Annotated in this window: 6 protein-coding genes; 5 read left to right on the forward strand and 1 reads right to left on the reverse strand. The window is 46.8% G+C overall.

Features of this window, described 5'->3' with window-relative positions; genetic code table 11:
* Positions 1–46 precede the first annotated feature (46 nt).
* The 5 genes from GC096_RS28145 (at position 47) to GC096_RS28165 (ending at position 10084) form a co-directional block, all read left to right on the forward strand.
* Complete coding sequence (locus GC096_RS28145) at positions 47–1720, forward strand: FAD-binding dehydrogenase (RefSeq protein ID WP_171634894.1); 1674 nt, start codon at positions 47–49, stop codon at positions 1718–1720.
* A 40-nt stretch (positions 1721–1760) separates the two neighbouring features.
* The gene (locus GC096_RS28150; protein ID WP_171634896.1) at positions 1761–2453 is read left to right on the forward strand and encodes a Dph6-related ATP pyrophosphatase; all 693 of its coding nucleotides are present in this window, start codon (positions 1761–1763) and stop codon (positions 2451–2453) included.
* Positions 2454–3070: 617 nt separating this feature from the next.
* Complete coding sequence (locus tag GC096_RS28155) at positions 3071–4873, forward strand: sensor histidine kinase (protein WP_171634898.1); 1803 nt, start codon at positions 3071–3073, stop codon at positions 4871–4873.
* Positions 4870–6036, forward strand: a complete 1167-nt coding sequence (locus tag GC096_RS28160) for a response regulator (RefSeq protein ID WP_171634899.1) — start codon at positions 4870–4872, stop codon at positions 6034–6036. Before GC096_RS28155 ends, GC096_RS28160 begins: the two co-directional genes overlap by 4 nt.
* Before the next feature lie 136 nt (positions 6037–6172).
* Positions 6173–10084, forward strand: coding sequence for a hemoblobin-interacting domain-containing protein (locus GC096_RS28165; protein WP_171634901.1), 3912 nt, complete (start codon positions 6173–6175; stop codon positions 10082–10084).
* A gap of 156 nt (positions 10085–10240) precedes the next feature.
* On the opposite strand, the gene GC096_RS28170 is transcribed toward GC096_RS28165, so the two are convergent.
* Positions 10241–12751 carry a beta-mannosidase gene (locus GC096_RS28170; protein ID WP_171634902.1) on the reverse strand — a complete coding sequence of 837 codons (2511 nt, stop codon included), beginning with the start codon at positions 12749–12751 and terminating at the stop codon, positions 10241–10243.
* Positions 12752–12774: the final 23 nt, after the last annotated feature.

Consider the following 12774-nt stretch of genomic DNA (forward strand, 5'->3'; position numbering starts at 1 on the left):
GGAAAAGCTATCTAGAGAATAGAAAGAATCAAAGGAGAACTCGATCATGGACTATGACGCTATTGTGGTTGGAGCAGGGCTCGCAGGTTTAGTGGCAACAGTAGAGATAGCGGATGCTGGCAAAAGGGTGCTGCTCCTGGATCAAGAACCAGAAGCATCGTTTGGTGGACAAGCCTGGTGGTCATTCGGCGGCTTATTTCTTGTGAATTCCCCGGAGCAGCGCAGGTTGGGAATTAAAGATTCACAAGAGCTAGCTTGGCAGGACTGGCAGGGGTCAGCTGGTTTTGATCGTGAAGACGACGAGGATTACTGGGGCCGCAAGTGGGCGGAGGCTTATGTCAAGTTCGCTTCCGGTGAAAAAAGGGAATGGCTGCATGCCATGGGGATCCGCTTCTTCCCGGTTGTCGGGTGGGCGGAACGCGGAGGTTATTTGGCAGATGGGCATGGCAACTCTGTGCCTCGCTTCCACATCGTTTGGGGGACAGGGCCTGGCATCGTGGAGCCATTCGAGAAGAGAGTCAGAGCGCATATGGCGAGTGGGCTCGTTGTGTACCGACCGCGTCATCGTGTGAACGAGCTTATTCAAAGCGGTGGTGCCATTACGGGTGTTAGAGGTTCCGTGCTTGTGGCTAGCACGGCGGCTCGCGGGGAAGCGAGCTCACGTGAGGCGATTGGCGAGTTCGAATTCCATGCGCAAGCGGTCATCGTCAGCAGTGGCGGAATAGGCGCTAATCACGAGTTAGTCCGCCAATATTGGCCGAGTCGGCTTGGTGAAGCACCTAAGCGGATGCTCTCTGGTGTGCCAGCGCATGTCGATGGCCGCATGCTGGCTATTACGGAGCAATCCGGAGGCCGGATTGTAAATCGCGACCGGATGTGGCACTACACAGAGGGAATCAAGAATTGGAATCCCGTGTGGCATAACCATGGTATTCGTATTCTTCCAGGGCCATCCTCACTTTGGTTAGATGCGCGGGGGCAGCGGTTTCCATCCCCTAACTTCCCGGGGTTTGATACCTTGGGAACTTTGGAGACGATCCAAAAGTCTGGATACGACTATTCGTGGTTTATTTTGACCCAGAAAATCATTGAAAAAGAATTCGCGTTGTCAGGTTCCGAACAGAATCCAGATTTAACTGGGAAAAGTATCCCTAAAGTGTTGTCTAGGGCACTGCCAGGAGCGATGGCTCCGGTGCAAGCTTTTATGGATAAGGGAGAGGATTTCGTCGTAGCCCCGACATTGACTGAGCTGGTCGCTGGTATGAATGCGTTGACGGAGGAGAAGTTGCTTGATTTTGACCGTATTGAACGCCAAATCAAGGCGAGAGATCGGGAGATCGCACATCACTTTACCAAAGATCTGCAAATTACAGCCATTCGAGGCGCTCGCAATTATATTGGGGATAAATTAATTCGTGTTGCGAAGCCGCATCGTCTATTGGACCCTGCGAATGGACCGCTTATCGCGGTGAGATTGAATATCGTAAGTCGTAAAACGTTGGGTGGATTACAAACGGACTTATCCGGTCGTGTGCTAAATCAAGCGGGAGAGGCGATTCCTGGGCTATATGCGGCCGGTGAGGCAAGCGGTTTCGGAGGTGGAGGTCTTCACGGATATCGTGCGCTGGAGGGGACGTTTCTCGGAGGGTGCTTATTTACCGGCCGAGTAGCGGGACGAGCTGTTGCGAAAGAGCTCAATAAATCCCAAAGCAGCTCGTGATATAATAAACAGAGCATACAAATAAGGGAGAACGATAGAAGTGGACCATATTGTGAATTGGAAAAATGGTGCTCATGGGCATACATTTATAGCTTCATTTAGCGGGGGAAAGGATAGCGTTCTGGCGCTGTATAAATCAATGAAAGTTGGCGAAGCGATCGGACTCATCGTCATGCTGGAGGAAGAAGGGAAACGTTCCAGATCTCACGGCATGCCTCCGGAGCTTATTCGTGCCCAAGCAGAATCTATCGGCTTGCCCGTTTATACAGCTGCTGCAAGTTGGGATGACTATGAAGAGGTGTTTATGGGCCTTTTGGAACAAGCCAAACGTCAAGGTGCCGAAGTGTTAGTCACCGGAGACTTGGATATGCCTGTTGAGGGCTGCTGGCATGACAAAGTTACCCAAAATGCTGGCCTAAAACTTGGCATGCCGCTATGGAGAATGGACCATGCCCAAGCCGTCAAAGAGTTTATAGATCTGGGGTTCGTCTCTATCTTGGTTACGGTTAATTTATCTTTAGGGATGCGGGAAGAAGATCTGGGACGTACGCTAACTCACGACTACGTAAAAGAACTGCAAGCTCGCGGTATAGACCCGTGTGGAGAAGGCGGCGAGTTCCATACGACAGTCATTGATGGGCCGCTTTTCAAGCATTCTATACCTGTTCGCAAAGGCAGCATTGTTAGGAATGGGGAGTATGCTTTTATGCCATTGGAGTTAATTGGGAGTTAATGAGGTTTGGTAAAGCAAGAGATAGGGACATCGGACATCCTCCGGAGGCGGAGCTCTTCACGGGTATCGCGCGCTGGAGGGGGATGTTCTTTTTACTATGACATGTTGGTGTGAGTAGAGTTGGGAGAGTAGGAGTAGAAGTAGGAGTAGAAGTAGAAGTAGAAGTAGAGCTCAGTTGAGTAGCTAGCTTTCAAATAGATGTAAAATGTACAGCTAATTTTGCCGTATTTGCTGGGGTTTAGTGAATAGATGGATAACCTACAGTTAATTTTTAACATCTTACCTGAATTGGATAAAAGAGGTAGTTTTACCTGCAGTTTTTCCAGTTAAATCCAATTTTTAAGGAAAATACTCTTAAATAGCTGCATATTTTCCAGTGAAAACAAGGATGTAACATACTAGTCGCTCCAAACTCACAAATATCCCCAGCTACATCCGCGAGTCGAGATTCCGTGTTCGCATCCCGCGCCATAAGAACGTCCCCATTTATAGAATTGAGGTTAGGGCTATGCAGTAGTGAGTGAAGGTAGATACTCGACGTAGAAGCATGTATATTGAAATGGAGGATTACATAGGACTGACCCACATGGCAGTCAACAGTCAGGAGAGACGCTGCAGTGAACACAGTACAATGGTTGTCCTTACTGCTTTTTCTGGCAGCGGGATTCATGATATACGTTGCGTTTTTGTCCTATCAGAAACGCCATCTATCCGTCGCTAGAACGATGATTCTTATCATGCTAGGAGCTGCTTGCTACGCAATTGGCTATGCTTTCGAGTTGCTGAGTCGCAACTTATACGAAGTTAAGCTTTCCCTGCAAATCGAATATGTGGGCATACCATTCGTGACGACGCTTTGGCTTTTCCAGGTCATCCAGTTCTCTGGGACGGCTTCGCGTTACCGAAAGCCCCTTGCGCTGGCGCTATTCATTATACCCGTAGGGGTCTTTTTTCTCCATTTGACCAATGAGTGGCATCACCTATTCTATGAGCAATATATCTTGAATGAACGTTCTTCATTTCCGTTGTACAAAACAGCTAAAGGGCCTTGGTATAAAGCACACACGCTATATAATTACTTCGTGATATTGTGTGGATTTTTCCTGTTTATTCCGATGTATTGGCGGTCTTCACGCATTGTTCGCAAGCAAATTATCGTATTGACCATGGGAGCCGCAGTGCCCTTGCTTTTCAACATATCCTTGTGGTTTGGGATGGTTGTCGATTTGACGCCTTTCGGGTTCGCGGTATCTGGGATCGTTTATGCGTGGGGGATTCTGCGATTTAATCTGCTCCGATTTACACCTCTTGCGTTGACTCAAGTGTTCGACACCATCCGGGATGGTGTTATTCTGCTCGATTACAAGGACCAAATTGTTAGTTACAACAAAGCGGCTGAAGGCGTCTTACCTGAACTCACTCTGACGAAACATTACCCTGCTTATGTCGGAGAGGTTCTCTCGGCGAATCCAGAATTGGTTAATCCTATTCTTAGTTCTCATAACGGAAACGAACGGTTCCCATTCTACAGATCCCAAACTGGCGGCAATAAACATTATCAATGCAGCGTATCGTTCATCTATGATGCAGGCACACCCATCGGAAAAATGATCATGTTTAACGATATTACGGAGTTGAAAGAGAACGAGATAAGGCTGCGTGAGAGTGCGAACCAGCTTCTAGAATTAAATTCGTTTAAGGACAAGATGTTTACGGTTGTGGCACACGACATTCGTGATCCGATCGCGCTCTTGGTCAGCTTAACCGAACTGCTTGGCGAAGAACTTGCTGCAGATAACAAAGAACATGCCGAATTGTTCGGCGTACTCCAAGGACAAGTCCAGAATACGTTCCATCTTGTCGAGAATTTGCTCGATTGGTATCGCAGCCAGAAAGGGAATGTCGTGTTTCGACCCCTCGGCTGGAATTTGCAGCAAGTCGTTCGTCAAGCTGTGTTGCTAGCAGAATCGAAGGCAGGAATGAAGCACATTGTGATGAGAGAGCGAATTGACGAGAAGCTTTCAGTTAGCGCAGATAAAGAAATGCTTGATCTCATTCTGCGAAACTTGCTTTCCAATGCGATTAAGTTTACCGGAATTGGTGGATGGATTGAAATTGCAGCTGCGCTGGACAAGGATAGAATTGTTGTGACCATACGTGACAATGGTGCAGGAATAGATGAAGAGACAGCTGAGATGCTGCGCCGTGACGATACATTTATCAAAGTGCCGGACCCCGAAGAAGGTGCAGGGCATGCCAGATTTGGGCTTATGCTATCTCGCGAATTTATCGCCATTCATGGCGGGAAATTGTGGTTTGACAGCGTCCCGGGCGTGGGGACGACGTTCTATTTTACTTTATATAGCTCTAGGGGCGGGATGGACGTAATTGACCAATGGAAGGGAGGCGAAGACGCATGAAAGTGATTTTGGTAGACGATGACCCGACGATGCATTTGATTTTGAGCAAAATGTTGCGTAAACTGCCAGAAGTTTATGTTGTTGGCACCTTCACAGATACGAAGTCGGCGGCCTCCTTCTTACATGAGCACACAGAAATCGGCCTAGCGTTCGTTGATATCGCAATGAAAGGTGAGAACGGGATAGAGTTTGCAGCAAGGCTAGGAAGTTCTGGCTCATCGGTTCAACTTGTTTTCGTCACGTCCCACAAGGATTTCGCGCTGGAAGCTTATGAACTTTCGGTGATTGACTATTTGGTCAAGCCAGTCTCCCAAGAGAGACTGCAGCGGGCAGTGCATCGTGCGCTCACGAACTGGCGGGCTTTTCATTCTCCAACGGTCCAGGTACCACCTTTACAGTATGCAGGACAGATCGTTATTACTGGACTCGGAGATGTTGTTGTGAGCAATGAAGCAGGCCGTGTGAAATGGATCTCGCGAAAATGTACAGAGCTATTCGCTTATCTCCTGCTTTACCGAGGCCGACGTATTCCACGTTCAAAGTTGGTTACTGATATTTTTGGCGGCATGGAGCAAGCAGGTGCGGAGAGTTATTTGAACACAACCGTGTATCAACTGCGCAAGTCACTGGAACCGCTAGGTATGCGCGAGGTCATACGTTCAGAGAACGATGGCTATGCACTTGAATTGAAGGACTCCAGTATTGATTATGTAGAATTCGAAGCGCAAGTGGAAGAACTACAAACGATAGATGCCAGTCAAGTGGAAATTGCCCTAAGCGTTGAACGACTGTATAGGGGTGATCTGTTCGGCGATAAAGCGTATGTATGGGCTATTCACGAAACGGAACGTTATAGCCAAATGTACGCTTCATTCGTCAAACGACTAGTTGCCTCACTTATTTCGTTGGGAGATATAAGTACTTCTTCAAAGCTATTACTCAAGTTAAATGAGAATAATCCGCTGGACGAGTCGGTGATAAGCTATTTGATGATAGTACACGAGATGGCCGGGGACAAAAAGGGTTTAACCGCACGGTATACGAATTATGTTCGGTTGCTCAATCAGGAGCTTGGTATTCGTCCTTCTGAGGAGCTAACCATTCTATACGACTCGTTAGTGCGAGCGTTTACTGATAAAAAGACAAAAACCGCGAAGCCTTGATGCTGCGCGGTTTTTGTCTTTTTATAGCCGAATCTTTCATTATTCTTTTATTGAGCTGTAGTAGATTGATAGGAGAAGACGTTGTTAATGAACAGACGGTGAAAAATTAAAATTTGCCTGTAAAAGGAGTATAACGATGATACTGATAGCAAGATTAAAGAAAGACTTTTTACTAAAGCTTATAATTATTATAGCGGGGTGCGCATTATTTTCCTTTTTATGGCTTATCAATCCCAATATGAAGCAAGCATCTGCTGCGTCATGGACGTACTGTGCCGGCGAAGGAGAGAATTGTTCATTTACGGGTACGAAGATAGTCGAGTACGGTTGGGCAACGTTTGAAAACCAAGTATGGGTTATTAAAAAGCTGACGCCTAAAACGTACCAACTTAATGGTTCATCCGTGGAAGGCGTACGATGCAGCGCGAGCGAGTTTGCTCCTGTCTCGGGTGCCATGTTTAGCAATTATTGTATGGTAAGTGAGCCGGAGCCATCGCTTGATGTCTCGTGGTCTGCGTCAGTCGGGGAAGGGAATAAGTCAGTTACGCTTACATTTTCCTCTACAGAAACGAACGCTGGGACACTAGAGGAGTTGAAGAATAAGATTTCGGTCAAAAGAACGGATGAGGCTGATTTCACTGCTTTAACGACAGACGATTCCGTCAGCAACACGACTTCCATTCTTGGGGGCGGTACGATTGTCATTACATTTCAGAAACCGCTGATGGGCTTAGACAATCAAATACGAATAGCTCCCGGTGCACTGAAGGATATCCTTGGTGATCCTTTCAATAGGGTGATAGAAATTAATCAGTTAGAAGAGAATGAACTTGGTAGTTGGCAGTATGTAGGCATTAAGGGCATCTCGCAAAATGCATCCTATAATATGTCACTCAAATTCGTTCAGGATACGCCCTATTTGGCTTATATAGAAGAGACTCTAAACAAATTGTTTGTGAAAAAATGGGATGGTCGCAATTGGGTTTCTGCAGGAGATGAGACCATTTCCGGGGGGACGGATGGACTTCTAGGGACAGCATTTTACTTATCTACTGCCGTTTCGGGCAATATGTTATATGCGGCTTATTCGGATATAGCGAATGGTTTTAAAGCCTATGTCAAAAAATACGACGGAAACCGTTGGCAACTCTTAGGTGGTGGAGCTATTTCCACTGACAGGGCGTTCGAGATGTCAATAGCGATCTCGAATGGAATTCCCTATCTTGCCTATAAAGACGGAGCAAATGGCGATAAACTGACAGTGAGGAAGTATAAAGAAAGCGATAACAGTTGGGAATTAATAGGCACTGCGGGAATTTCACAGGATCCGGTATCCCAGATCTCCCTATCGGTTGATAATGGCGTCCCTTATGTGGCTTATCGTAATGAGAAACCGGATCGCATCAACGTAGGTGGCACATGGCAAGGTATGACAAGTTATTCAGGAGAGTTTAAAAAATTTGATACAAGTAACGGTAGTTGGGTCAATCTGGGGCCATTTGCGACAGGCGGATATTCGACTACCTACTTGACCTTCAACGGTGGCATACCCTATGTGGCGTATGTGGATTGGCAAACTGGTTATGGTGTCACCTTGAAAAAGTATGAAGGAAGCAGTTGGACTAGGGTAGACAACGGGAGTTTGAAAATAGGGGATTCAAGTAATATCAGCTATGCCTCCTTCTCTCTATCTGATGGTGTGCTCTATGTGGCGTGCAGATTTACGGATGGAACAACAGCTGTGAAGAAATTTAATGGAATTACTTGGGTATCTGTAGGTGTTTCGGGAATAACTGAAGGATCGGTGATGGCAAATTCTTTATATGTGCATAACGGTATTCCCTATTTGGCTAATAGCGCCTTCATCTTAGGGGCAGATCCTGCGATCAATCGTAAGCCTGGGATTCTGAAATTCTTTTTGACAGCACCGGTCTTGACCGCGGATTCCACCAGTAATAACACGGAAAGTCCAATTGAACTTACCTTCCCAGATTTGTCGGCATGGCGCAATGAGATTACCGAAGTAAAGGATGGCGCGGCTACAATATCGTCAGCTGTATATACGGTTAGCCCTGGTAAGATAACATTTAATCCCGGCGTGCTAAACCTAGGGAATCATACCATCACGGTATCCACGAGGCATTATGAAGATGCTGTTGTGAACCAGTTGGTGCAGTTAAAACCAGTGGCGTTAGCGGCGGACACGACGGCCAATGATGTTGCGCATGACATCGTTGTTTCATTCCCTGATCATGCGGCATGGCGCGGTGCCATTACGACGGTGAAGGACGGAGCAATAACCATACCATCAGAGAGCTACACCGTCGAGCCTGGCAAAATCACTTTTAGGGCTGGTGTACTCGCACAAGGTGATCATACCATTACAATTTCGGCAACCGACTATTTCGATACAAGTATTACTCAAATCGTGAAGTGGATGCCTTCGCCGAATCTAACTTCAGATAACACAGATAATTACGTAGCGAGCGCGATTGACATCACGTTTGCGGATGATGTGAATTGGCGGGATGAGATCACAGCTGTCAAAGACGGAACGAAGACGATGCCAGTAGCGAAATATTCAATAAACGCTGGAAAAATCTCTTTCAAAGCAGGCGCATTGTCATTAGGAAGCCATTTTATCACCGTCATTGCACCAAATTATGATGATGCCATAGTTTCGCAGGATATTCGCGCAGGCACAGGAGAAGTGATTAGCACCGATGCTTCGCTATCTAACATGGTAGTTGATCAAGGTGCAATGACATTCAATCCTTCAGAGTTTTCTTATCTTGTGGATGTGGCGAACAGCGTTACAGGTTTCAAAATGACTTTAACCAAAGCCAATCCTAATCAAACTCTATCAGTTACTGGTGTGACTTACACGACGAGTTCAGTCACCGGTAATGTGTACGTGTACACGATATCTAACCTGAATGTAGGGCAGAATCCAATCTTTATCGATGTGTATGCACAAGATGGAAGTTCACATTCCTATGTGCTTACTGTGAAAAGGGGTGCGCCAAGCTCGCCAAGTGTGCAAGGTGGAAGCGGTCCAATCTCACTGCCAGCGTCACCAATCTCTACAGTGGTTACCTCCACAGATGGTAATTTGATACTGCCGGTTGGTAAAACCGGTGAAGTTAGTTTGAACAAGGAAGTAACGATTTCGATTCCGGCGGATGCTTCATCCCAAGAACTCAATGTGACCATTGATAAAGTGTTGGATACACAGGAATTAATTAAGGGAAATGAGACGTTAGCAAGCCCAATCTTCGAGATTCTGAAGAACTTTACGGAGAACTTCAGCAAACCGATTACGCTGACGTTTGCATTCGATCAGGCAAGCATAGCAACTGACCAAAGAGCAGCGGTTTTCTATTTTGACGAAACGAACAAGGTATGGGTGGAAGTTCCTGGCGGGAAGGTAAACGGGGATCAAATCACCGTAGATGTGAATCATTTTACGAAATATGCGGTATTTGCAGTTGACCGAGAGGTAGTAAAACTGAATTTTAGTGATATTTCGGGGCATTGGGCTGAGTCAGGTATCCAGCAAGCGATACAAAACGGTTTCGTCACGGGTTATCCGGACGGTACATTCAAACCGAATCATACAGTGACACGTGCGGAGTTTGCGGTCATGCTGATGAACACGTTGAAGCCGGAAGGCGAAGGAGTGAAACTGAATTTTACAGATAACACGGAGATTGGAGCTTGGGCGCAAAAAGCCATCGGACTTGCAGTGCGAGAGGGTATCCTGCATGGCTATGAAAACGGCAGCTTCCGTCCCAATGCTGAAATTACGCGAGCCGAGATGGCGGTAGTGATCGCGGGCGCTCTGGGGAAAGCTAAAGTGACGGAAACTGGAACAGGCTTTGCGGATGATAAGCATATTGCCGTGTGGGCAAAGGGCAGCGTTGCTTTCATGTTGCAATCCGGTATCATGCAAGGAAAAGGTGATAACCAATTCGCCCCGCAAGATCATGCGACGAGAGCAGAGGCGGTAACCGTTCTCTTGAAAGTTAGCGCACAGAAAAGCAAATAGTGGCAAAGTAGTAAGGCTTCTCCTACTCGGCTTACAACCAAGTGGAGAAGCCTTTTTCTGCATCCTTGCTATCTTATTTCTGTTACCCAAACTTCCAAAGCTCCGCCAAAACTGCAAAAAAGGCAGTTTTCAGCATTTCTCATTCGCTCATTTTGCTCAAACGTTCATTGCACTCACAGTCAAACGATTCAAATCTACTTTGGCACCAGTTGGATCACTAATCTGCACAGTCACTTGCTCACCCGCAAGCAAATCAAAGAAGTTGTCGCTGAAGCGAATGTTACCCTGTGGCAGATCCAGCTTCACCATCCGCGCATGTGCGCCATTAGCGGTAATCTGCACAGTTTGCGCCTCTGCATCGACGTTCACGCTAAGCGAAGTCGCAGGGAACTGAAGATCTTTCTGATCGCGCAGATAATGAAGATTATCAGGCGCAGCCCAGTCTGTTGTGTGAACGCGGACAACAACTTGCTCCGCAGATGCTCCATTTAAGACGGTAGCTTCTGGCAGACTTCCCAGTTGGATCGCAGAGTTCGCCGCCACAGAAGCCTCGAATGTATGCTTGAACACTTCCTCACCGGAGAAGTTATAAACTGTTACGTGAACTTGCCCTTGTAACTCAGCCAACGTATCGTTGACAGCCCACACGTGCAAGTCCTGCCCAGGCTCATGATCGATGGAGAGCAGAAGCGGGTGATAGAACTTCGTTGCGTAGTAGAAGGAAGCCTTAGGCAACAATTCATAATCAATGAGCGACCAGCTTGTGCCTGGCCAGCTATCGTTCAATTGCCAGATGAGGGAACCGCTCGTGCGGTGCTTGTTCCGGCGATAATGCTCAATACCATACTTCAAGCCTTCGGCTTGTGTCAGCATGGAGAAGTTCATATATTCCTCAATGTTGGTCGGAATACCGGTGTATCCTTCCATAAGGAGAATACCTTTTTGGTGATTGGTATCTTTGTTGCGATAAGCCATTTCAACACTGTTCCAGTAGAATTGGCCATTTGGAATGTTTTTCTCCAACGTGTACCGATTGGCAGAGGCGTGCATACCGAATTCGCTGCTGAAAAGGGTGAAGTCTTTTTTGTAATTTTTGAACGTGACGCCTTGAATACTGTAATCAAGCAAAGGCACATCACCGAATTGACGTGGATACACGGAACCATGCCACACCTGCCAGTTATGGCGGTCGCCGACATCAGGATCATTGGCATCATTGCCGCCAAATGGGGAAGATGGCCAGTAGGCACGACTGTCATCGAGCAACTCAAGCGCATCAGGAATCAACTCATGGTAAATGATTTCCCCATAGAACGGACAGTTGATGTCGCCTCCAGCGGATTTCATATCATACAGCCAATCAATTTCATTATTTCCGCACCACAAAGCTAGGGACGTATAATTGCGCAAGCGTTTGATATTATAAATAACTTCGTTCCGGACATTCTCCATGAAGTCACGGTTGAAATCAGGGAACAACGCATTTGCGAAGGCAAAATCCTGCCAAACCAGAACGCCCCGCTTGTCGCACTCCTCATAGAAGACATCCTTCTCATAGATGCCGCCTGCCCATACACGAAGCATGTTCTGATTCGAAGTAACCGAAAGATCAATTAAGTCTCGATAGCGTTGATCTGGAATACTTCCAATGAAGTGATCAGCCGGGATCCAGTTGGTACCTTTGGCGAATAGTTTGACACCATTGAGTACAAAAGCAAAGGCATTCTGACCTTCCGCATCCTTCAATTGCAGCTCAATCGTACGGATACCTAAGGGTTTGCGATACGCATCAACTTGCTCACCGTCTGCATATAGAACAACTTCCAGCTCGTACAAGTAAGGTTTGCCGAGGTCATGTGTCCACCAAAGTTGTGGATCAACAACTTGTAAAGTAAACGATTCAGTAGATTGCACATTCCCCTGAGCAGAAGCAACCACTTGACCAGCTGCGTCCACTAAACGAATGTCACATGACTTCTGTACACCTTTGCGAAGTGTTGTTACGTCGACATCAACTTGTACTTCTGCCCCAGTATCATGGATCGTGCGTGTTCTTGCAAAAACACTGTCCAGCTTCGCGCGGCGGTAACGCTCGATAAAGACTTTGCCCCAAATACCGACCGTGACCATACGAGGACCCCAGTCCCAGCCGAAGTTCATCGCAGCTTTACGCAGCCAAGGGCGCTCTTTCGTATAAGAGGACCATTGGAATAATTCTTTATCCTTGTTATGTAAATGCAAAGGATCAAATTTAACGGCAATTGAATTTTTACCATCCTGAATGACGCGTGTAACATCGAAGGTATGAGCCATCAACATGTTGCTCGTTGTTCCGATTTCCTTCCCATTCACATAGATCGTAGCAAACGTATCAAGACCTTCGAAGGTTAATTCATGCTTCTCTTTCTCATCGGTTCCATGCACTAACGAATAATTGAAGGAGTGGCGGTACCACCATTCTTTCTGCTCGATCCAACGGCTCTTCGCATCATTATGACCGAAATACGGATTCTCAATCAATTCTCGTTCAATGAGTGCGGAATGGACATCCCCGGGAACCTTCGCTGTAATCCAGAAACGATCGTCTAACCAAGCTGCCGCGACGTCAAGTGGTCGAACTTGTCCTACTTCGAACTGCTGCAATCGCCATAATCCTGATAATTCCATCTGTGATTTCTCCTCTTACACCA

This window comes from Paenibacillus plantarum (assembly GCF_013141695.1).
GTDB lineage: Bacteria > Bacillota > Bacilli > Paenibacillales > NBRC-103111 > Paenibacillus_E > Paenibacillus_E plantarum.

Excerpts from the sequence above, each read along its gene's own strand:
- GC096_RS28145 (WP_171634894.1), top strand. The coding sequence starts at position 47 with ATGGACTATGACGCTATTGTGGTTGGAGCAGGGCTCGCAGGTTTAGTG.
- GC096_RS28160 (WP_171634899.1), top strand. The coding sequence starts at position 4,870 with ATGAAAGTGATTTTGGTAGACGATGACCCGACGATGCATTTGATTTTG.
- GC096_RS28165 (WP_171634901.1), top strand. The coding sequence starts at position 6,173 with ATGATACTGATAGCAAGATTAAAGAAAGACTTTTTACTAAAGCTTATA.
- GC096_RS28170 (WP_171634902.1), bottom strand. The coding sequence starts at position 12,751 with ATGGAATTATCAGGATTATGGCGATTGCAGCAGTTCGAAGTAGGACAA.